The sequence below is a fragment of the Microcella sp. genome (assembly GCF_025808395.1).
GTDB lineage: Bacteria > Actinomycetota > Actinomycetes > Actinomycetales > Microbacteriaceae > Microcella.
The window spans coordinates 1,022,114-1,042,678 of sequence record NZ_CP075524.1 but is presented as its reverse complement, the minus strand read 5'-3'; the positions used below and the strand labels follow the sequence as shown (position 1 = coordinate 1,042,678).

General features: G+C 67.2%; 24 protein-coding genes. 13 read left to right on the top strand and 11 right to left on the bottom strand.

Annotated features, from left to right (window positions below):
• Nucleotide 1: 1 nt before the first annotated feature.
• The 3 genes from KIT89_RS05170 to KIT89_RS05160 are packed head-to-tail and all read left to right on the top strand — an operon-like array spanning nt 2 to nt 1,993.
• Nucleotides 2–619, top strand: a complete 618-nt coding sequence (locus KIT89_RS05170; protein WP_297603565.1) for a class F sortase — start codon at nt 2–4, stop codon at nt 617–619.
• On the top strand, nt 616–1,257 hold the full coding sequence (locus KIT89_RS05165; protein WP_367275884.1) for an RNA polymerase sigma factor: 642 nt from the start codon (nt 616–618) through the stop codon (nt 1,255–1,257). The genes KIT89_RS05170 and KIT89_RS05165 overlap by 4 nt, the downstream gene beginning before the upstream one ends.
• Nucleotides 1,241–1,993: an anti-sigma factor gene (locus KIT89_RS05160; RefSeq protein WP_297603564.1), complete on the top strand. Its 753-nt coding sequence runs from the start codon at nt 1,241–1,243 to the stop codon at nt 1,991–1,993. The genes KIT89_RS05165 and KIT89_RS05160 overlap by 17 nt, the downstream gene beginning before the upstream one ends.
• 15 nt (nt 1,994–2,008) lie before the next feature.
• On the opposite strand, the gene KIT89_RS05155 is transcribed toward KIT89_RS05160, so the two are convergent.
• On the bottom strand, nt 2,009–2,593 hold the full coding sequence (locus tag KIT89_RS05155; RefSeq protein WP_297603563.1) for an HdeD family acid-resistance protein: 585 nt from the start codon (nt 2,591–2,593) through the stop codon (nt 2,009–2,011).
• A 57-nt stretch (nt 2,594–2,650) separates the two neighbouring features.
• Nucleotides 2,651–3,067: a pyridoxamine 5'-phosphate oxidase family protein gene (locus KIT89_RS05150; RefSeq protein WP_297603562.1), complete on the bottom strand. Its 417-nt coding sequence runs from the start codon at nt 3,065–3,067 to the stop codon at nt 2,651–2,653.
• A 167-nt stretch (nt 3,068–3,234) separates the two neighbouring features.
• Here KIT89_RS05150 and KIT89_RS05145 point away from each other — a divergent pair, with 167 nt between their 5' ends.
• Both KIT89_RS05145 and rpsO read left to right on the top strand, forming a co-directional pair.
• Nucleotides 3,235–3,408 carry a hypothetical protein gene (locus tag KIT89_RS05145; RefSeq protein WP_297603561.1) on the top strand — a complete coding sequence of 58 codons (174 nt, stop codon included), beginning with the start codon at nt 3,235–3,237 and terminating at the stop codon, nt 3,406–3,408.
• Nucleotides 3,409–3,521: 113 nt separating this feature from the next.
• Nucleotides 3,522–3,791, top strand: coding sequence for a 30S ribosomal protein S15 (gene rpsO, locus KIT89_RS05140; RefSeq protein WP_293167733.1), 270 nt, complete (start codon nt 3,522–3,524; stop codon nt 3,789–3,791).
• Between the two features lie 102 nt (nt 3,792–3,893).
• On the opposite strand, the gene KIT89_RS05135 is transcribed toward rpsO, so the two are convergent.
• Complete coding sequence (locus tag KIT89_RS05135) at nt 3,894–5,633, bottom strand: hypothetical protein (protein ID WP_297603560.1); 1,740 nt, start codon at nt 5,631–5,633, stop codon at nt 3,894–3,896.
• Between the two features lie 110 nt (nt 5,634–5,743).
• Between KIT89_RS05135 and KIT89_RS05130 the strand changes: the two genes are divergently transcribed.
• Complete coding sequence (locus KIT89_RS05130) at nt 5,744–5,947, top strand: hypothetical protein (protein ID WP_297603559.1); 204 nt, start codon at nt 5,744–5,746, stop codon at nt 5,945–5,947.
• Here the strand turns inward: KIT89_RS05130 and KIT89_RS05125 are convergent.
• From KIT89_RS05125 to KIT89_RS05115, 3 genes are read right to left on the bottom strand one after another with little or no spacing between them, the layout of a single operon-like run.
• Nucleotides 5,907–6,578: a TetR/AcrR family transcriptional regulator gene (locus KIT89_RS05125; RefSeq protein WP_297603558.1), complete on the bottom strand. Its 672-nt coding sequence runs from the start codon at nt 6,576–6,578 to the stop codon at nt 5,907–5,909. The two genes, KIT89_RS05130 and KIT89_RS05125, sit on opposite strands and share 41 nt — an antisense overlap.
• 28 nt (nt 6,579–6,606) lie before the next feature.
• Nucleotides 6,607–7,914, bottom strand: a complete 1,308-nt coding sequence (locus KIT89_RS05120) for an ABC transporter permease (RefSeq protein WP_297603557.1) — start codon at nt 7,912–7,914, stop codon at nt 6,607–6,609.
• Complete coding sequence (locus KIT89_RS05115; RefSeq protein WP_297603556.1) at nt 7,911–8,669, bottom strand: ABC transporter ATP-binding protein; 759 nt, start codon at nt 8,667–8,669, stop codon at nt 7,911–7,913. Before KIT89_RS05115 ends, KIT89_RS05120 begins: the two co-directional genes overlap by 4 nt.
• Before the next feature lie 123 nt (nt 8,670–8,792).
• On the opposite strand from KIT89_RS05115, the gene KIT89_RS05110 reads away from it, so the two are divergent.
• The 4 genes from KIT89_RS05110 (at nt 8,793) to KIT89_RS05095 (ending at nt 13,436) form a co-directional block, all read left to right on the top strand.
• Nucleotides 8,793–9,470 (top strand): hypothetical protein, encoded by a 678-nt coding sequence (locus KIT89_RS05110; RefSeq protein WP_297603555.1) that lies wholly within the window; start codon nt 8,793–8,795, stop codon nt 9,468–9,470.
• Nucleotides 9,467–10,135, top strand: a complete 669-nt coding sequence (locus tag KIT89_RS05105; RefSeq protein WP_297603554.1) for a hypothetical protein — start codon at nt 9,467–9,469, stop codon at nt 10,133–10,135. The genes KIT89_RS05110 and KIT89_RS05105 overlap by 4 nt, the downstream gene beginning before the upstream one ends.
• Nucleotides 10,132–10,845 (top strand): hypothetical protein, encoded by a 714-nt coding sequence (locus KIT89_RS05100; RefSeq protein ID WP_297603553.1) that lies wholly within the window; start codon nt 10,132–10,134, stop codon nt 10,843–10,845. The genes KIT89_RS05105 and KIT89_RS05100 overlap by 4 nt, the downstream gene beginning before the upstream one ends.
• A gap of 323 nt (nt 10,846–11,168) precedes the next feature.
• Entirely contained in the window at nt 11,169–13,436 is a 2,268-nt protein-coding gene (locus tag KIT89_RS05095; protein WP_297603552.1) for a polyribonucleotide nucleotidyltransferase, read from the top strand.
• Nucleotides 13,437–13,520: 84 nt separating this feature from the next.
• Here the strand turns inward: KIT89_RS05095 and KIT89_RS05090 are convergent, their stop codons facing one another.
• Genes KIT89_RS05090 through KIT89_RS05080 form a run of 3 tightly spaced genes read right to left on the bottom strand, consistent with a single transcriptional unit; the run spans nt 13,521 to nt 16,020 of the window.
• Nucleotides 13,521–14,315 (bottom strand): ABC transporter permease subunit, encoded by a 795-nt coding sequence (locus KIT89_RS05090; RefSeq protein WP_297603551.1) that lies wholly within the window; start codon nt 14,313–14,315, stop codon nt 13,521–13,523.
• Nucleotides 14,312–15,244: an ABC transporter ATP-binding protein gene (locus tag KIT89_RS05085; protein WP_297603550.1), complete on the bottom strand. Its 933-nt coding sequence runs from the start codon at nt 15,242–15,244 to the stop codon at nt 14,312–14,314. Before KIT89_RS05085 ends, KIT89_RS05090 begins: the two co-directional genes overlap by 4 nt.
• 59 nt (nt 15,245–15,303) lie before the next feature.
• Nucleotides 15,304–16,020: a TetR/AcrR family transcriptional regulator gene (locus KIT89_RS05080; RefSeq protein ID WP_297603549.1), complete on the bottom strand. Its 717-nt coding sequence runs from the start codon at nt 16,018–16,020 to the stop codon at nt 15,304–15,306.
• Between the two features lie 241 nt (nt 16,021–16,261).
• On the opposite strand from KIT89_RS05080, the gene KIT89_RS05075 reads away from it, so the two are divergent.
• Both KIT89_RS05075 and KIT89_RS05070 read left to right on the top strand, forming a co-directional pair.
• Nucleotides 16,262–17,011: a bacteriorhodopsin gene (locus KIT89_RS05075; RefSeq protein WP_297603548.1), complete on the top strand. Its 750-nt coding sequence runs from the start codon at nt 16,262–16,264 to the stop codon at nt 17,009–17,011.
• Between the two features lie 211 nt (nt 17,012–17,222).
• On the top strand, nt 17,223–18,203 hold the full coding sequence (locus KIT89_RS05070; protein WP_297603547.1) for an aldo/keto reductase: 981 nt from the start codon (nt 17,223–17,225) through the stop codon (nt 18,201–18,203).
• Between the two features lie 18 nt (nt 18,204–18,221).
• On the opposite strand, the gene KIT89_RS05065 is transcribed toward KIT89_RS05070, so the two are convergent.
• On the bottom strand, nt 18,222–18,821 hold the full coding sequence (locus tag KIT89_RS05065) for a TetR/AcrR family transcriptional regulator (RefSeq protein ID WP_297603546.1): 600 nt from the start codon (nt 18,819–18,821) through the stop codon (nt 18,222–18,224).
• Nucleotides 18,822–19,007: 186 nt separating this feature from the next.
• Here KIT89_RS05065 and KIT89_RS05060 point away from each other — a divergent pair, with 186 nt between their 5' ends.
• Nucleotides 19,008–19,610: a histidine phosphatase family protein gene (locus KIT89_RS05060; RefSeq protein WP_297603545.1), complete on the top strand. Its 603-nt coding sequence runs from the start codon at nt 19,008–19,010 to the stop codon at nt 19,608–19,610.
• Here the strand turns inward: KIT89_RS05060 and KIT89_RS05055 are convergent.
• On the bottom strand, nt 19,607–20,527 hold the full coding sequence (locus tag KIT89_RS05055) for an oxygenase MpaB family protein (RefSeq protein WP_297603544.1): 921 nt from the start codon (nt 20,525–20,527) through the stop codon (nt 19,607–19,609). The genes KIT89_RS05060 and KIT89_RS05055 overlap by 4 nt on opposite strands.
• Nucleotides 20,528–20,565: the final 38 nt, after the last annotated feature.

Genomic DNA, 20,565 nt, shown 5'->3' with positions numbered 1-20,565 from the left:
CATGCACTCATCCACGAGGTCGGTCGTGGCGGCTCTCGCCGCGGCCGGCCTCGTGGCCGTGGCGGCGGCGTGCTCACCGGTCACGGTCGAGCCGGCGTCGTCACCACCTGCACCCGCCAGTCAGCCGAATGAACTCAACACCGACTCGCTCTCGCTGCTGAACCAGTCGTTCACCGCACCGGTTCGGCTCTCGATGCCAGACCTGTCGATCGACATGCCGGTCGAACCTCACGGCCTCGACGAGATCGGCGAGATGTCGCTGCCCTTCAGCCCCTTCACCGCGGGGTGGTACGCCTACGGCTCAGCACCCGACAGCGTGCAGGGCTCGACGGTCATCGCCGCCCACGTCGACTCGCTCGCCGAGGGAAAGGGGCCGTTCTCGAGGTTGCGAGAGGCCGCAGTCGGCATGCAGGTCACGGTGATCGATGACAGCGGCGTCGAGCACGTCTACCGAGTGACCGAGGTCGAGCGCATCGCTAAGGCTGAGGTGCCGCTCAACAGGGTCTTCACGGGGGTCGGCGAGCCGCACCTCGTGCTCGTGACGTGCGGAGGCGAGTGGAACGCCCAGGCTTCGTCGTACCGCGACAACTACATCGTGACGGCCGAGAAGGTGACATGACAGCCGCGACGGCTACGATGACCGCCATGGGTGCCGAGCGCACTGACGGGTCTTCGACGCAAGGGTGGTCTGCAGCGATGTCAACGGCACTCGAGAGCGCGACCGCGATCGGTCGACGCTTCGCTGCCGGCGATGAGCAGGCTCTTGCTGAGATCTACGGTCAGTGGTCGTCGTTGGTCTACTCGCTCGCACTGCGATCGCTCGGCAACGCGACCGATGCCGAAGACGTCACGCAGAAGGTGTTCGTGTCTGCGTGGCGCGGGCGCGAGCGGTTCGACCCCGAGCGGGCGACAGTCTCGGCATGGTTGGTCGGCATCACCCGGCACACCATTGCCGATATGCACGAGTCTCGTGCGCGTGAGCGCAGGCTGGCCGAGCAGGCGGCGGCGTTCGCTCCCGAAGAGTCGGTTCCGAGCGCCGAGGTCGATCTCGCCGATCGACTGCTCATCGCCGACGAGATCGCCCGACTCGACCCGATACCCCGCACCGTGGTGCACCTGGCGTTCTACGACGACCTGACGCACGTGCAGATCGCAGAGCGCCTCGACCTGCCGGTCGGAACAGTGAAGTCGCACATCAGACGAAGCTTGAGCAAACTCAGAGGCCGCTTGGAGGTGAGCCATGGACCAGCATCTTGACCCAGAGATCGCCGCGCTCACCGCGCTCGGCGAACCCGTGGCCGATGCCAGGGTGAGTGGGCACCTCGAATCGTGCGAGTCGTGCCGCCTCGAGATCAAAGCACTGCGGTCGACCGTGACGCTGGCGCGCTCGACTGTCGGCGAGCACGAGCTCACCGAGCCGCCCGCGCACGTCTGGAACTCGATCAGCGCCGAGTTGGGCCTTGCTGCCGGGGTCGTGCCGAACCGTGTGGCTGACGTTGAGGCCGTCGTCGCCGAGCCCGTGCGACTCGACGACGTGCGTGCTCGTCGAGCGGGCATCCGCCGCTTCATCGCCCCGGTGCTCGCCTCGGCAGCCGCGGCCGCCCTCGTCACGGCGGGCGTGCTCTCGTGGAGCGCGGGTGCCCCCCGTGATCCCGGAGTCACGGTCGCATCGGCGCAGTTGGATGCTCTGCCCGACTGGGTCGGTGCTGCCGGTCAGGCGACCGTGGCCGAGCGTGCTGACGGCGAGCGTGTCATTCGCATCGCCCTCGACGCTGTCGTCGACGACGATCTCGTGCGCGAAGTGTGGCTGCTCACCGAGAGCGTCGACGGTCTCATCAGCCTCGGGCTGCTCGATGGGCCGACGGGTGAGTTCGTGATTCCGGCCACGGTCGATCTCACTCGGTTCTCGGTCGTCGACATCAGCGCCGAGCCGGTAGACGGAGACCCCACGCACTCTGGCAACTCCATTGTGCGCGGGGCCCTCGACGTCTGACGCGAGTCGCGCTGCCTAGGCAGTCGCGCTCTCGTTGACGGCCGGCGTTGCGGCGTCGGCCGACTTCTTCGGCAGTGTGAAGAAGGTCGCAATGCCGATCGCGATGAGAATCCAGCCGCCGACGAGCACGAGCGTGGCGATGCCGAGCGCGGGCAGAAAGAGCATGACGCCACCGGCGATGACCGACACTGCGCCCGAGACGATGGCCAGCCAGCGCGGAGTGGCCGACGTGCCCTGCACACCGGCCACGATCGCCGCGATGCCGTCGAAGATCCAGCCGAAGGCGATCACGTAGGCGAGAATCTCGAGCGAGAGCAGCGGGTTGGCGAGCGCGAACACACCGGCGATGACGACGAGGGCGCCGAGAATGCCGACGAGCCAGCGCAGCCCTGCGCTGAGGGCGTTGCTCGTGAAGGCGATGACGAGCCTGAAGATGCCGGTGACGACCAAGAACGCACCGAACAGCAGTGCCACGGTCAAGAGCGTCGCGCCCGGCCAGATCAGGGCGACGATGCCGAGAACGATGGCCGAGATCGCCGAGGCGATGACGAAGCCGCGCTCGACGACGAAGGGTGAGGGAGCCGTGCTGGGTGCAGCCATGGTGGTTCCTGCTTTCCGGAGGGGTGCGCCGAGCGAGTGACTCGGCCTGGCGTCAGCCTAGACGCGCTCGGGCTCGGGCCCTAGAGCGAATCTCCTGCCCGTCACCTCGGTCGCGTGAATGCGCACCCAGCGGTACTTCAGGGTCGGAATCCAGGGCGTCAAGCCGAGCTTCTCTGCCTCATCGATCTCGGTCTGCCGCTCGAGGCGCTCGGCGACGCCCTTGACGACGATGCTGAAGGCCTCTGTCGCCGAGCGCCCGTCTATTTCGAACGCGACGCGGTCGTTGATGGCGAGCTCGAGCAGCTTCGTGCCCGGCGCGGTGCGGAAGACGATCGACTGATCGTCGACGGCGTAGTTGACCGGAAAGATGTCGACAGTGCCGGCCGCGCTCGCCGCGATGCGTCCGAGTGAGTGGTCGCGCAAGAGGCTCCAGCAGTCGTCAGCAGCTAGCTCGGTGACGCCTCCGAATCCCATGACCACGATCGAGTCCCTTCTGCACGGCACCGTTCGTCACGGCACTGTCGAGTTCTTCATCTCACTCCGTTCACGCGCGAGTGTGTAGGGCCGAAGGTCCTGAACCGCATGGCCTCGCCGCCCGGGAGTGCTGGGCGGCTATGAGATTGGCCTTGCACCACATATAGATGTGCGTTCCAAACCCGGTCGTCACAATTCTGTTCTTCCTCGTCTCGTGGTGGGTCGTCGAGGTGCTGTTCAGCGCTCTCGTCGTCGTCGTCAAGTTGATGCTCGCGGCTGTGATCGCGGTCGTTCTGGGATACCTGTTACTGCGCTGGCTCAGCAATCGCCGCAAGTCGTGAGTCTGCGAGACCCTGGTAGTATCTGAAGGTTGCCGTCTAACGGCCGCGGAGAAAGAGAGCTCGAGCATCCTGCTGCGGGCGCCGCGCAACGAGCAGAGAAGGGGGTCCCATCTATGGCACTGGAATCAGACGTCAAGAAGGCGATCATCGACGAATACGCAACCCATCCCGGTGACACTGGGTCCCCTGAGGTTCAGGTGGCGATGCTCACGCGTCGCATCAAAGACCTCACGGAGCACCTGAAAGAGCACAAGCACGACCACCACTCACGTCGTGGCCTGCTGCTGCTCGTCGGGCAGCGTCGCCGTCTGCTGGGCTACCTGGCCGACATCGACATCGAGCGCTACCGCTCGCTGATCGAGCGACTGGGACTGCGCCGCTAGCCTCACTCCTGTGCGCTAGCGCGTCGTCGAGAGACACCGCGAACTTCTTCTGCGAAGGCCGCCCCCGATGCGTCGGGTGGCGGCCTTCGTGGTTCGCGCGGCTTAGGTGCTCGGGGCGAGTACCTGCAGCCGATCGATCATCGGCAGCAACAGGCGCGAGACCTCACTCTCGGTCATCGGCTGCGCGTTCTCGCCGTCGATGACGACTCGTACGACGACGTTGCCGTACTGCAGGTCGTGCCCGCGGTCGCTGCGACCGCCTGCGTGCTGCCAGCCGATGTGGGTCACAGGGCGCTCAGCGCGAATCGGGTCGCTGCTCGAGTCGTAGCCGACGATCTTCGCCTGCAGCATCGTGACGAGCACCTCGCCGTTGGGGCTCGACAGGGTCTGCCGGCTGCACAGGTTCAGCGCGTACCCGGCGGCGGCGGCGTATGCCTCGGCACGCTGCGGGTTCTCGAAGACGCGTGCGACGATCCGGATGCTCGTGCCCGAGCGCTCGTAGCGCCCCAGATCGACGAGCTCGTCGAGGCGTGCCCCTGACGCGGCAGCGGGGTTGCCGCGCACCACAGGCTCGATGCCGAGCGCGAAGCGGCACTGCGCGTTAGTGGTCTCGATGGCTTGCCGAGCATCGAGTGCGGCCCCTGCAGTGTCTCCGACCGGCTGGGCATCGCCGACGCGAGTGAGACCGAGCGCTGCCAGGTCGGCTGCGGTGGGGGCGAGGGTCATGGCCTGGTCGACGGTGCTGCACTGCCCTCGGCAGGGTTCACGATCACTCAGCGGCTGCCCGTCTTCGGGCTGAAAGCCCGGAGCGGGCCTGCCTTCAGAGCCCCACCCGCCGTCGACCTCGAGCGGCCAGCCGGCGAGATCGACTGCCACGGTCTGGGCGAGGGTGCGGAACGCCGCTTCTGAGACGCTGTTGTCGGTCAGCACGCTGAGCCGTATGACCGCGTTCGAGCGCAGTATGTCGACGGCGTAGTACCTGCCATTCCCGCTGAGGGTCTCAACCCAACCGACTGCTGCGACAGTGGGCGGCAGCTCGAGCGCAGGCATGGGAGTGACGGTCGTGCTCCACCCTGCGCCGAGACCGTCGGCACCGTACTGCACGCAGTTCGGCACGCGCTCGTGCAACTGACGCAGGTGTGCGCCTGCTGCGTCAGCCGAGGGGAACATCCGCAGAGCGCGCACCGCCATCGAGTGGCCGCCTTCGCTTTCGAAGCTCGCGAGCCAGTGGATCGCATCACGGTCGACGGGTCGCTCACCCGCGGTGATGATTGTCGGGGTCTCTGTGGCGGTGAAGAGACAGGTGTCGGGAGTCAATCGGCTGCTGCGCCAGTAGTCGATCGTCTGGTCGTACTGCTCGACGGGCGAGGTCTCGGCATACCAGAAGTCGGGGTCGAGCACGAGCGGCGTGCCGAGGCGCGCGAACTCGCTCGCGTCGAGGCGGGCTTCGTAGAGGTGATCGTCGCCGAAGCACGGGTCGTCGCAGTCGGTGGCTTCGAGTGGCGCCGGGTTGCCCGGTGCACCGACCATGAGTGGCTCGGCGATGGTGGTCGATCCGCCGATCGCGGCGGTGATGGCCGCAGACAGTCCGACACCGAGTGCGACGATCGCGGCGATCAGACCGAGCGACGCCGCGGTGATGCCGACGGCGAGCACTCTGCGGCGTGCGGCAGAGCGCGGTGGCTGGTCGGCAGTACCTGGTGACGATGTCGTCGCGGTCGATGACTGCTCTGGGCTCGCCGTTCGCGCGGTGACCGAAAGGCTCGTCTCGAGTGGCTCTGGGGGCACCCATGGCCGTGCCGTGGGTTCAGAATCCGGGTGATTGCCGGGCTCTGTGCTCACTGCCGTCTCCTCGTTCGTCGGGCCGATGGCTCGACGATATAGCAGTCGCGAGCACGCCCAGGTGCGACCGCCTGGTCATGCTCCCGACTGCTCCATGCCACGATGGAGGGGTGACACCTCGAGCAACAGGGCCGCTGACTCGAGTGAGCACCGTGCGGCTCGTGATCGCGATCGCCGTCATTGGCCTGCTGGTGCTGGCATTCACCAACCTGCTCGGGCCGTTGCGCGGTGTCTTCCGGGTGATCGTCGTGCTGGGTGTCGCCGCGATCGTGCTCAGCTATCTCGTCGAGTGGTGGCAGAAGCGCCGCCGCTGAGTTTGGGCAGAAGGTCGATGAGCAGTTGGCGCGTGTCGTCGAGTGCGTCTGATACCGAGCCGGGAGCGGCCTGCATCACTCGTCCCGCCGAGTAGCGCATGGCTCCGGCGAGCAGCATCGCGGTGAGCCGCGACTGCTCGGCGAGTCGTTCGGCAGACTCATCAGCAGGCGACACTCTCACCAGGCGGTAGTGGATCACCTCGGCGAGCTCGGTCTCGATGGCCGAGAACCGTTCGAGTTGGCGCTGCATGAGCACCGGGCTCGAGGTGATGGCGCGCATGCGGGCTGCGAGAAGCTCGTGGTCGGCTGCGGCGTCCATCATCGCTACCGAGACCAGCGTCGTCGCCTCGGCCAAGATGTTGGCGTCGTTCGAGGCGATGAACGCTCGCACCCGCTGCTCGTCGAGGCGCGGCTCTGCCGTGCCGATGACGGCGGCGTCTTTCGTGGCGAAGTGGTTGAAGAAGGTGCGTTGCGAGACGCCCGCATCTGCGCAGATCATGTCGACGGTCGTGTCGTCGAACCCGTGCTGCACCACGAGCGCGACGGCGCTGCGCTCGATGCGCAGCGCCGTCGCCGTGCCGCGAGAGGGTTGCGCGCTCGTCCGGGCGCGCTGCCCTCCGTCGTCGCTCATGGCTCTATCTTCTCGCGGCACCGGGTGATCATTCGTATCGCAGAGACTCGATCGGTCGCTGGCGAGCCGCTCGACTCGCCGGCAGCGCTCCCGAGACGAACGCGATGGTGCTGATGAGAGCCACCACGCCCAGCAGACTGAGCGGTTCGAACATGAACAGGGTCAGCCCTTCGAGGTCGGCGAGCAGCCCGGCCGACAGCGCAGAGCTCAGACCAGCCCCGGCGAGCATCGCGGTGCCCACCCCGAGCACGCTGCCGATGATGCCGATGGCCACCGCCTCGAGGCTGAAGAGCGTGAAGATGCGTCCGCTGCCCATGCCCATGGCCTTCATGAGCCCGATCTCGCGAGTTCGTTCTTGCACGCTCATGAGCAGGGTGTTGACGATTCCGAACGCCGCCGCGATGAGCGCGACGATCGCGAACGCGTTGAGCACGCCCGTGATGCCGGCGATGATCGTGGTCACGATGCCGAGCTGGTCTTCGATGGTCTGCGCACTGAAGCCGGCATCGGCGAGCTCGCTCTTCACGGCGTCGATGTCAGCGGCGGTCAGGCCACTCTCGAGGTAGGCGATGGCGATGACCGAGTTCTGCTGAGCGCCGTCGATGCCTGCCGTGCGAAGTTCTGCCAACTCGGTGACGAGAGCATTGTTCGCTCCAGCACCGCTCGCGAAGAGGCTCGAGCGGCTGACGCCGACCACCTCGGCGATGAGCTCGTGCGCAGTGCCGGTGATGTCGGTCATCCCGATCGTCACCTCTGCGCCGACGGCGTCGTTCGCGGTCTCGAAGCCGAGTGCCTCGAGGTAGTCGTTGGGCAGCACGACCTGCAGGCTGCTCGTCGAGTGATCGAGCTGGTCTCCGGCATCGAGGTCGGCGATGGTGACCGCCGACTGCGGGTTCACGCTGAACTCGTACTTGGCGCTCGATGAGTGCTGCACCCAGTCGGTAGAGACAGAGCGCACCGGGTCGATGCCGTTGATGCCCGTGATGGCACGAATCGTGTCGAGGTCGTCATCGCTCAGCGGTTCTGCCTGAGCAGCGGCCAGCGGTGCTCCACCTGGCTGCGAACTCGTCGAGGTCGAGGTCTCGGCATTCCACTCGGCCGGCCCATCATTCTGCAGGGCCGCCGTAGCGTCGGCGGTGGCCTGCACGAGCAGCACGTCGTCGGCGGCGAACGAGTTCACTTGCGTCTCGATGTAGTTCGAGACTCCTGCGCCGAGCGCGGTCGTCAGGGTGAGCGTGAAGGCTCCGACGAACAGGGCGAGCACGGTGAGCGTGGTGCGAAGGCGTGAGCGAAAGGTGTTGGCCACAGCGGTGCGCACGAGGTCGGTGGCCTTCATCGCGCTACCGCCTCGAGCGCGGCTGTGGCGCTGTCGCGCACAATGCGACCGTCTCGCAGCACGACCTGGCGGTCGCAGCGGGCAGCCAGCTCGTCATCGTGCGTGACGACGACCAGGGTGATGCCGTGCTCTCGGTTGAGCTCGAAGAGCATGTCTTCGACGATGGCGCCCGTCGTCGAGTCGAGGTTGCCGGTCGGCTCGTCCGCGAAGATGACTGAGGGGCTGCCGGCGAGCGCCCGGGCGATGACGGTGCGCTGCTTCTGCCCGCCCGAGAGGGTGATCGCCCTGGCGGTCGACTTGTCGGCCATGTCGAGCGAGGCCAGCACGTGCATCGCTCTCTCCCGCCGCGCGGTGCGTCGCATTCCCGCGATCGTCAGCGGTAGCGTCACGTTCTCGAGCACCGTCTGCTGGGCGTTGAGGAAGAACTGCTGAAAGACGAACCCGAATTCGCGATTGCGCAGGCGGTTGAGCGCCCTGGGCGAGAGGCTTCGGGCATTCGTGCCGTGGATGCGCACCTCACCGCTCGACGGTTCGTCGAGCACGGCGAGCAGGTGCATGAGCGTGCTCTTTCCTGAGCCGCTCTTGCCGACGATGGCGACGCATTCACCTGGGGCGATCGAGAGGCTCACGTCGGTCAGGGCTTCGAACCGACTGGCGCCGCTGCCGTAGTGCTTCGAGAGGCTCACGGCCTCGAGGGCGGCAGCGGGCGGGGGGCTCGAGGCGGGGGTCGCCGCGGGCGGGTGGTCGAGGGTCATGGAGGCTCCATTCGGTGGGGGGCTAACGTATCTACAGTAACTGCAGATTGCAATGCAGTGACTGCACTTTGGCTATGAGCACGCTGTCAGCGGTTTCCCGACTGCGGCGGGCACGCTGGCGCCATGCGAGAGAGCATGCCGACGCGTCGAGCGATCGCCGCTGTCTGCCTGCTCATTGCCACGGCCTCGCTCGCGGCCTGTGCGCCGGCAGTGCAGCCGATGAGCGACAGCCTTGACCGCATGCTGGTCGAACGAGAGCGCGCGGCGGCAGCGGCACACACGGCGAGCACCGCCCGCCTTGCGAGCTATCTGCGGGACAAGTGGGGGCCGGTGCCGCTGCCCGATCGCGGTATCGAGCGGTGGGTGGCGGCCTCGGAATGGGCGCCGACCGTGGCCGCGTGCCTCGAGAGCGAAGGAGTCGCCGGAGTTCTCGTAGCCGAAGGCGGCGAGCGCCTCGACTTCAGCGGGGTGCGCACGACCGAGCCGCGGTTGCTCTACGCGCTCGATGTCGCGACCTTCGCCTGCCAATCGCAGTATCCGGTGCTCTCGTGGTTCGAGCGTGTCACGAGTGAGGTCGAGGCGCCGTGGGCGCGCGAGTTCACGCAATCGGTGGTGACGCCGTGCTTGCTCGCCGCCGGCTATCTCGTGGCGCCACTGCCCGCCGACGAGCAGTTCACAGCCACCTGGCGCACCGACGAGCAATTCGACCCGTACGCATTGGTCGGCGAGTCGATCGCTGAGCGGGCCCGCGCGGCCGCGACCTGCCCGTCGGCCGACGCCGTGCTCGAGGCGCTGCCGTGAGGTCGGCGCTCGCCGTGATCGGCGGCGCGGCTCTGAGCCTCAGCCTCGCCGCCTGCGCTGGCTCATCGTCGACGACCGTCACGCTCGACCAGGTGGCCGCCGAGCGTGCCGAGCGGGCAGACGAACGGGTCGAGACGCTGCTGAGCACCTATGCCGACTACTTGACCGGCCGATGGCCAGACCTGCAGCTTCCCGAGACCAGCGTCGACCGTTGGCTCGACACTGGTGAGTGGCGGGCGGCGTTCGAAGACTGTGCGCGCGAGTATTCGGGATTGACGGTGCGCACTGACCCGTCGATCGGCGTGCACGCGAACCCCGCGCCCAGAACGGCGGGGCAGCTGCGCGACTTCGAGGTGTCGATCTACCTCTGCCACGGGCGATTTCCGCCTCCGAACCTCGCACGCAACGAACCGGGTGGCGTCGAGATCGCCTGGGTCACCCAGTATGCGCGCGTCGAGCTGCCCGCATGCCTGCGCCGACAGGGTGTCATCGCTCCGCCGCTCGGCACCGAACCCTTCGCGATCGTGTCGGGGGGCTCGACTCCGCGGTGGGATCCGTATGTGAACGCTCGAGGTGATGCCGGCGAACTGAGACGTGTGCAGGCGCTGTGCCCGCATCCCTCGACGATTCTCAGTCAGCTCTTGCCCTCGGGCAGTGAGCGGTGATGCGCCGCCTCGCGGCCGCGGCCGCGACCCTCATCGTTGCGCTCACCGGGTGTGCGTCGACCGCGGCAGCGCCCGGGCTCGACGAGGTCATCGATGAGCGCTCACGAACCGCGACCGACCAGTGGCTGAGAGTCGCCGCCGAGGCAGACGCATATCTGCGGCGGGAGTGGCCTGACGCTGTGCACCCCACCCTGGCATTCGACCGATGGGTCGCGCCCGAGCGCTATGCCTCTGAAGTGCTGCAGTGCATGAGCCTCGCGACCGGGCGCACTGTCGGTTCGGTGGTGCGCAACAACCTCGTCTTGGCGCCGCGGCCCGCGAAAGAGCCCACCTGGGCCCTGCCGGTCGCGCATGTTCGCTGCACGGTGCAGCTGTCGCCGTGGAGCGATTCCGCCGCGTTCGGCGGCCCGGTCGAGCACGCGTGGGTCACGCATCAGGTCACCGTGGCTCTGCCAGCGTGCGTGCGGCGGTGGGGTGGTGAGCTCGTCATCGATGACCTCGAGGCGGCGATCGATGCATCGATCTACCCCACGACCGGAGGGCTGTCGAGCGCGCCAGCCGGGGCACTGGCTGCAGAACCTCTGCAGAGCGTCTGGAGAGTCGCCGAGCTGCGCAACGTCGATGACGCGACGGCGCAGCAGATTCGTGCGACCTGCCCCGACCCCGGCCGTGCCCTCAGCCAACTCGAGCCACCCGCGATTCGCCCCTGATGACGGCGCCTCGAGACTCGGTCGGCGCGCCGCTGCGTCGCCGGCACTAGGTCGCGACACGCCGGGCTGATAGTCTGAGCGGCGGCGCGATTCCTCGCGCCATTCAAGTGAATACCGCACGGAGCAGGCCGGCTCGAAGCTGGTCACCGGTGGTGGTCTCCCGAATCGCACGATCAAGCGAATCGGTGCATCTCTACTGTTGGCCAGAGCAGACGCCCGGCGTCGATTGACGACACCGTCCCTTCCTGCCCGCTCCTGCTCCGCGTGTACGCGCGCGCTCTCAGACGGAGAGCTCGTGCACAGACGCAAAGGAGAGAGACCTCGTGGAAGGTCCTGAAATCAAGTTCGCCGAGACGATTCTCGACAACGGCAAGTACGGCAAGCGCACTGTTCGATTCGAAACGGGCCGCCTCGCGCAGCAGGCCCAGGGCGCCGTCGCCGCCTACCTCGACGACGAGACCATGCTGCTGAGCGCGACGAGCGCCGGCAAGCACCCCCGTGAGGGCTTCGACTTCTTCCCGCTGACGGTCGACGTCGAAGAGCGCGCATACGCCGCCGGAAAGATTCCCGGCTCGTTCTTCCGTCGCGAAGGTCGTCCGTCGACCGAAGCGATCCTCGTGTGCCGCCTCATCGACCGCCCCCTGCGCCCGACCTTCATCGAGGGGCTGCGCAACGAGGTGCAGATCGTCATCACGGTGCTCAGCATCGCTCCCGACGAGTTCTACGACGCCCTCGCGATCAACGCGGCGAGTGCCTCGACGCAGATCTCGGGGCTGCCGTTCAGCGGCCCGATCGCCTCGGTGCGACTGGCGCTCATGCCCGACAACAACGGCGGAGGCCAGTGGGTCGCCTTCCCCAAGCACAGCCAGCTCGCTGAAGCAGTCTTCGACATCATCGTCGCCGGTCGAGTCGTCACCAACTCCGACGGCTCTGAAGACGTCGCGATCACCATGGTCGAGGCCGAAGCCACCGAGGGCAGCTGGAACTTGATCCAGGGCGGCGCCGTCAAGCCCAGCGAAGAGATCGTGGCCCAGGGCCTCGAAGCCTCGAAGCCGTTCATCATGCAGCTCGCGAAGGCCCAGTCAGAGCTGGCCGCGCAGTCGGCGAAAGAGATCCAGGACTACCCCGTGTTTCTCTCGTACAGCGCCGAGCTCTACAGCGCCGTCGAAGAGTCGGCTCAGGCCGAGCTCGCGGGTGTCTACCAGATCGCCGACAAGGTCGAGCGCCAGACGGCAGACGACGCACTGAAGGCCCGCACCAAGCAGGCCATCGAAGCGAAGATCGCCGACGGCTCGCTGCCCGAAGAGTCGCTGAAAGACTTCGGGGCCGCCTACAAGTCGGTATCGAAGAAGATCATGCGCGCGCGCGTGCTCACCGAGGGCGTGCGCATCGACGGCCGCGGGCTGGCCGATATCCGTGCGCTCGACGCAGAGGTGCAGGTCATCCCGCGCGTGCACGGTTCGGCGATCTTCCAGCGCGGTGAGACTCAGATTCTCGGAGTCACCACGCTGAACATGCTCAAGCTCGAGCAGCAGATCGACTCGCTCAACCCGGTCACGAGCAAGCGCTACATGCACCACTACAACTTTCCGCCCTACTCGACCGGTGAGACCGGCCGCGTGGGCAGCCCCAAGCGCCGCGAGATCGGGCACGGCTTCCTCGCCGAGCGCGCTCTGGTGCCGGTGCTGCCGAGCCGCGAAGAGTTTCCGTACGCGATCCGTCAGGTGAGCGAGGCGCTGAGCTCGAACGGCTCGACGTCGATGGGCTCGGTCTGCGCGTCGACGCTCTCGATGCTCAACGCGGGTGTGCCGTTGAAGGCGCCCGTCGCGGGCATCGCCATGGGCCTCATCAGCGACGTCGTGGATGGTGAGACCCGCTACGCAGCTCTCACAGACATCCTCGGTGCCGAAGATGCGCTCGGCGACATGGACTTCAAGGTCGCCGGCACGAGCGAGTTCGTCACGGCCATCCAGCTCGACACCAAGCTCGATGGCATCCCGTCGTCGGTGCTGCAGCAGGCGCTGGGCCAGGCGAAAGACGCCCGCATGGCGATTCTCGCCGTCATGAACCAGGCGATCGACGCGCCCGACGAGATGGCCCCGACGGCCCCTCGCGTCATCAGCGTGCAGATTCCGGTGGACAAGATCGGCGAGCTGATCGGCCCCAAGGGCAAGACCATCAACTCGATCCAGGACGAGACCGGCGCGCAGATCTCGATCGAGGAAGACGGCACCGTCTACATCGGTGCTGTCGACGGTGCGTCGGCCGAGGCGGCTCGCCTGCAGGTCAACGCGATCGCGAACCCGATCAACCCCGAGGTCGGCGAGCAGTACCTGGGCACGGTCGTGAAGATCGCAGCCTTCGGTGCCTTCGTCTCGCTCATGCCCGGCAAAGACGGCCTGCTGCACATCAGCGAGGTGCGCAAGCTCGCGGGTGGCAAGCGCGTCGAGAACGTCGAAGACGTGCTCGCCGTCGGCCAGAAGATCCTCGTCGAGATCACCAAGACCGACGACCGAGGCAAGCTCTCGCTCGCCCCGGTGCTGGCTGAGGGCGAGGGCGGCGACGCCCCCGCCGAGGGTGAAGACGGCTAACTGCCGCCGCCTCGCACGAACGAACGGATGCCCGCCCTCGAACCGAGGGCGGGCATCCGTCGTCTGCGCGCGAGCGGCGCGCGATCAGACGCCGACGTCGCGGCGCTGGAAGGCGAGCACTGATATCGCGCTCGCGACGAGAGCGACTGCGTAGAGCAGCCAGACACTGGCCGCCATGTCTCCCTCGAGGGGGTTGGTGCCGAACGCCCAGTAGTACGGCGAGACGGCGTGCAGCCACTCGAGGTCGATGCTCTGGTTGCCGAGAGCGTTGAAGGCGTAGCCCAGCACGGCGCTGCCGGCGCCGACGCCGACCGCGATCGATCGTCGACCCGTGATGGCTCCCGCGAGCAGCGCGAGCGTTGCTGTGACGAGCCCTGTTCCGAGCAGGGCGAGTCCGCCGCCGATGATTCCCTCGCCGCTGATGCTCAGCTCGCTCGGCTCGTTGAGGGCGGCGACGAGCAGTGTCACCCAGAGCACCAGAGCGACGATCTTCACCACGATCGCCGCGAGGCGTTCGAGCACGACCTGAGGCCGGCTGACGCCGTGCGCGAGCGTCAGCTCGAGGGTGCCCCGCTCTTCGTCACCGGCGATCGCGTTCGCACCCCATCCCGCCGCAGCGATCGTGAGCAGCACGAAGCCCAAGAGGCCATACACCGTGCCGAGCGTGTAGCCCGCGCCCGACGTGATCTGATCGAAGTTGAGAGCGGCGATCAGCTCGGGCGGCATGCTCTCGATGATCGAGATGAACTGCGGGTTTCCGCCGATCGAGGGGTAGAGGGGCAGGTACATCGCGACGACCGCGGTGACGCCGAGACCCCAGCCGATGAGCCCGCGCCACGAGTCGGCGAGTGCACGACGAAACAGGGGGAGCGCGCTCATGCCGTCACCTCGCCGTTCGCCGTCTGCGAGCCGTAGTAGTGCAGCACGGTGCGTTCGAGGTCGGGTTCTTGCACGACGAGGTCGAGCAGGTCTGACGTCGCGAGCGACGACACGAAGGCGGGGATACCGCCGCTGAGCCGAGCAGACACAATGTCGCGGTCTGCGTCGCTCGACACCGTGATGTCGGTCACCGACTCGAGGGCGGCGAGTCTCTCAGCAAGCGAGGCACCGGTCGATGCTTGCACGGTCACGCGCACGTCTCGCTGCGCCGTCGCGCGCAGCTGCGCGACGGTGCTGACGTCGACGATGCGGCCATCACGCAAGATGGCCACATCGTCGGCCACCTGCTCGATCTCACTGATCACGTGCGAGCTCAAGAACACCGTCTGGCCGGCATCTCGAGCCTCGCGCACCATGCTCAAGAACTCCTGCTGCACGAGGGGGTCGAGTCCGCTCGTCGGCTCATCGAGCACGAGCAGCTCGGGGGAGTGGGCGAATGCCTGCACGAGCCCGACCTTCTGCTTGTTGCCCTTGCTGAGCGAGCGCACTGGGCGACCGAGCTCGAGGCCGAGGCGGTCTGCGAGCGCAGTGATGCGCGCGGTGTCGCTCGAGCCGTTGAGGTGGGCGTAGTGCGTCAGCAGAGAGCGTGCTGTCACTCGGCCCTCCATCGAGAGCTCGCCAGGCAGGTAGCCGATTCTGCGCCGCAGGGCGGGGCCCGCAGTGCGCGGGTCGTGGCCGAGCACCCGAACGTCGCCGCTCGTGGCCCTGATGATGTCGAGCAGCACGCGCATGGTCGTGGTCTTGCCGGCCCCGTTGGGGCCGATGACGCCGAAGACGCGGCCCGGCTCGATCGCGAGATCGATGCCGTGCAGGGCCGTACGGCGCCCGTAGCGCTTCGTGAGCGCCCGTGTTTCGATGACGGGGGTCATCCCCGGTTCCTTTCGTCGTGGTGAAGCGCCTGATGGCGCCGTGAGTCGTCTGCTGATGCCTACTCGGGCGGGTCGGGGTCTTGGTTCGGGTCGCCAGCGCCCTTGTCAGAGTGCGGGCCCCGGCTGGTGTCGAGCACACCCTCGAGGGCAGCGGTCGCTGCTGCGAGCGCGGTGTCGTCGGCGTAGAGCCCGTGAGTGTAGATCTCGAGCATCGGAACGGTGAGGCGGCGCACGATGTCGAGCGTGAGGCCGTCGCCGCCCATCACCCGCCCTATGTGGCGTTCGAGCAGCAGCGGCATTACGCCGTAGCTGGCGACGACGACAGCGGTGGTGCGCAGATCGCTGGGTGTGTTCATGGCGCCGGCGGCGACGCCCTCGGCGATCATGGCTTCGGTGCGGTCGACGAGCGCGTCGAATAGGGCCTGCCCCGCTTCGCCCCCGTCGATGATCATGCGGGCGAGGTAGTCGAAGCTGGGGCGAAAGGTGTCCATGTCGGCGAGCCACCCCCGCATGGTGGCCGAGAGGTCGGCCTGCGAGCCCATGTCGGCGAGCGTCGCCGACTTGCGCCCCATGATCTCGTCGACGATGACGGCGTCGCACGCCGCACGCAGTTCTTCTTTGCTGCCGAAGTGGTGAATGACGAGGGCGGCGCTCACGTCGGCGCGATCGGCGATGGCTCTCACGGTGGTGGCGCTGAAGCCCTGCGCGCCGAACAGCTCGAGCGCAGCATCCCGAATGCGGGCGCGCGTCGTCAGATCGGGCGAGGGTGAACGCATGTTCAACATGCTAAACGTGTGTTCAACTTGGAGTCAAGCGCTCGCGCTCGAAACACACAGCCGGCTCACGGCGACTTCCAGCGAATCCCCGGGTGGCAGCGCAGACTCGGGCGTACAGTCTCACTGAAATCGATTCGCTCTGGCCCCGATCCTGGCGTGTGTCGACACTTCGCACTCATCGTCAACCCCCTTGTCGGCGAGCCTCTTTGTGGCGCCCTCCGACACGATTCGAAGGAGAATTGTGGACTTCCAGATTGTGCAAGCGTTCTTCATGCTCGGGTTCGTCGCCATGGCGGCCGGAACCCTGTGGTTCTATCTCGAGCGCAACGACCTCAAGCCAGAGCTGCGCTCGGTGGCGACGTATGCCGCGGTCATCACCTTCATCGCCGCGATCATGTACTACGTCATGAAAGACGTCGTCAAGTTTCCGGGCGGCGAGATCACGGCGGCCGACGTCGACGCGACCCTGCCGCTGCGGTACATCGACTGGCTGCTCACCACGCCGCTGCTGCTCGTCGAGTTCGCGCTCATCGTGGCCATCGCCGGCGCGCTCAAGAAAGGGCTGCTGACGAAGCTCATCATCGCCGACATCGTCATGATCGTCACCGGCTACCTCGGTGAGATCGGTGTTCCGGGATCGATCGGCAACATCGTCTTCTTCGTGATCTCGTCGGCAGCGTGGCTCTACATCGTCTACGTCGTCTACACGCTCAAGCTCGGCGCTGACGCGCCCGCCCACGTGCAGCGCGCGGTGTCGATCATGAAGTGGTTCGTCATCGCCGGCTGGGCCATCTACCCGATCGGAACCGCCACGCAAGAGTTTCTCGAGCTGAGCGGCAGCGACGCTGCGCTCGCGATCGGCGTCGCCGCGATCATCTACGTGATCGCCGATGTGCTCAACAAGGTGGGCTTCGGTCTCATCGCGGTGCGTGCTGCGAAGCAGAGCAGCGTCGACGAGTCGGCGCAGATCAAGCGCGTGCAGGGGGTCTGACCCTCTCTCGCGCTGACGGCAGCGTCTCGAGCGCCGGTGCGACCATGTCTGACGATGTGGTCGCACCGGCGTCGCTCTGTGCAGCGTCACCTCGTTCGACACGGCACGATAACGATCGCGCGCCGTGAGCCTCTCTCGCATCGGTGAGGCGCTAGCCTCGCACACACCACCGACTGCCCCGACCGAGGGGTCGCGAGAGAGACGCCGAACCGTGAACGCCCCCGCTGCCAGCCCCGAGCCGCTCGACGCGCCGCTGGGTACCGGGCCGAATGCGGTGCTTCGGCGCGTGGGGCCGAGCGATCTGTCGGTGTTTCCGATCGCTCTCAGCGGCACCGTCTTTGGGTGGACGGCAGACGGCCCGACGACCACCGCGATTCTCGACCGGTTCGTCGAGCTCGGGGGCACGTTCATCGACACCGCAGACGCGTACGCGGGTGGGCGTAGCGAGATCATGATCGGCAATTGGATGCGCGCTCGGGGCAATCGCGACTCGCTCACGATCGCGACGAAGGTGGGCAAAGGGCCAGACCATCCTGGGCTCTCGGCCCCCGCGATTCGAGCCGCGGTCGAAGCATCACTGCGTCGGCTGCGCGTCGAGCAGATCGATCTGCTCTTTCTGCACGTCGATGACCCAGACACCCCTTTCGACGAGACCCTGCTGGCCGTCGATGAGCTGATCCGCGCGGGACACGTGCGCTACTTCGGCGGCAGCGATCACACCGCGAATCGCCTGTTCGAAGCGCGCATCGCGTCTGCTCAGTTGGGGGTCGCCCACATGGTGGCGGTGCAGAAGCACTACAACCTCATGCATCGCGAAGAATACGAGAAAGACCTCGCGCGCATCGCTGCTCAGCTCGATCTCGGGGTGCTGCCGAGGTTCGCCCTGGCGGCGGGCTTTCTGACGGGCAAGTACCGCACGCGAGGCGACCTCGAGCGTCACCGCCGGGGCCACGAGGTCGTGCCGTATCTGACGCGTCGAGGTGCGCGGGTGATCACGGCGCTCGACCGCGTCGCCGACCAGGCGCAGTCGTCGGTCGCCACGATCGCGCTGGCCTGGTTGCTGAGTCGGCCGCGCGTGGTGGCGCCGGTCGTCTCAGTGAGCTCAGCAGATCAGCTCGACCAGATCATGTCGGCGCCGCGCACCCCGCTGTCACGCCAGCAGCTCACCGAACTCGATCGCGCCAGCGCCTGACGCCGAGTCTGTGAGGGCTCAGGCAGCGGGCGACGCGTCGGCGACGATGCGGTCGATGGTGCGCCGCAGTGCGACCGAGGCTCCGATCGGGTCGCCGACGTGGCCCCACGAGAAGGCACCGACGTAGGCGAGCATCAGCTCGTCTGCCGCTTCACCGGCGAGTGGATGCTCGAGCCGCTGCAGCAGTTGCGTGAAGCGTTCTGAGACCGCCTCGTGGTGATCGGCGACCACGAGTCGCACAGCGCTTCGAGGGTCAGGAAACTCGGCAGCGGCGTTGATGAACATCGACCCGCGAAACTTGTCGTTGTGCAGAGCGTCGCGAACGGCATCGGCGATCGCATAGAGCGCAGCTCGAGCCGAGTCGGCGCTCACGATGATGTCGTCGAGTTCGCTGATGCTCGCCACCGACGCCGCCTGCAGGTAGTCATGGATGAGGCGGTCTTTCGAACCGAAGTGCTTGTAGAACGTCGCCTTGGTGACAGACGACTGCTGGATCAGCCGATCGACGCCGACCGAGCGGATGCCCTCGGCGGCGAACAGCGAGGTCGCTGCGGCCAGAATTCGACCCTTGGCAGGAGCCATGCGCCGAGTGGTCTCGGCCTGCAGTAGAGATGTCACCACGAACTCCAGAAGGTGAAGAGCACCGGTCTTGAGGCCTCGGGTGGGCCGGCCGGTGGCGCGAACTCCCCCACAGTACCAGAGGGGACAGACCGTGCTGTCTGTCCCCGCGTGCTCATCTGCTGGTCACCAGCTCGCTCACATCGATGGCCTATGCTCGACGGGGTTTGATGAGGAGCGTGGGTCGTGTCTCGGTATGTGTATCTGGTGCGTCATGGTGAGCAGCAAGATGCCGAGCACGGGCTTCCCGATGGGCCGCTCAGCGGCCGCGGTCAACGCCAGGCGCGCGCCATCGCCGAGCGCTTGAGCGGCGTGCCGTTCGCGAGCGTGCACACCTCGCCGCTGCAGCGCGCGGTCGAGACCGCGCTCTCGATGACCCAGCTCATGCCCGCGATCGAGCCGCAGCCGTCTGCCCTGCTCATGGATTGCATCCCCTCGGGCCCGACGCCCGACATGCCGCACGCGTTCGAGCCGTTCTTCGGAGCGATCACGCCTGAAGAGATCGCCGCGGGGGAGGCTCAGATGGCCGACGCCACCTCAGAGTGGCTGTCGCCGTCTCGCGAAGACCGGCACGATCTGCTGATCACCCACAACTTCGTCATCGCCTGGTTCGTGCGCGAGGTGTTCGGCGCCCCGGCGTGGCGGTGGATGGGTGTCAACCAGGCCAACTGTGGCCTGACCATCATTCGAGTGCGGTCGGCGAAGCCGCCGGTGCTCGTGACTCACAACGATCTGGGGCACCTGCCCGTCGAGCTGCGCACCGGGCTGCCGGTCGAGCAGCCGTTCTAGCGGGTCGGCGTTGGCCCGGCCGACTGCGTGCCCGAGAGTCGAGCGAGCCGTCGTTTCGTGTAGCTGAGACTCGACGACTCCGGCCCGAGCACGAGCCGCAACCACCACAGCGCTGCTCTGGTGATCGTCAGGGCTGGCCACCACGGTCGTCTCAGGCCGAGCAGCGTTCGATACGGGGAGGGCAGCGAGGCGACAGCGCCGGCGAACAGCATGCGGTAGGCCGGCCCGATGCCTCTGCCGAGCGGCGGGTTGCGCAGCCACCGCACGGCGTCGTCGACGCGGGCGTCTCGTCGCAGCACGGGAAGGTACGACGCGATGCGGGCGTCGAGCTCGGCGCGGGTGCGAGGGGGGTCGGGCATCCCCATCAAGATGCCGGCCGTCGCCCACTCGGCGACGTACCGGTCAGACCCGCCGCTGATCGCGCCTCCCCAGGTCTCATGACTGCCGATGAACGCATCGGCGAAGACGCAGTGCACCCACGCGATGAGGTCGCTGTCGGCGGCCGAGTATGCGACGAGGTTGCCCTCGGCGTCGAGGTACTCACCGCGCACCGACTCGTGCAGGCGAGCGACCCACTCGCACGCCGCTCGCGCTTGCGCGCGATCGGCGAACGTGGTGGTCAGCACCCATCGCACGGTTCCGGCGAGCCGCCCGAGCGGGTCTTCGCGAAAGCGCGAGTGGTCGTGCACCCCGGCCATCGCGCCCGGGTGCAGCGTCTGCATGAGCAGCGCTCGAATGCCGGCGACGACCGTCGGCATGCCGCTGTGCACCTGCCAGACGGCCGAGCCTGGCCCGAAGTAGCCTTCGTCGTCTCCGGTCTCGAGCACTCGCACCCAATCGGGGGTGCCGTCGGGTTCTCCTGAGAACATGGTGAGCACCCGGCCGCGCAGTCGCGTGGTGAGGGCGGGTCGGGCCATAGTGCCGACTCTGGCACAGTGCTCTGGCTGAAGCTCGT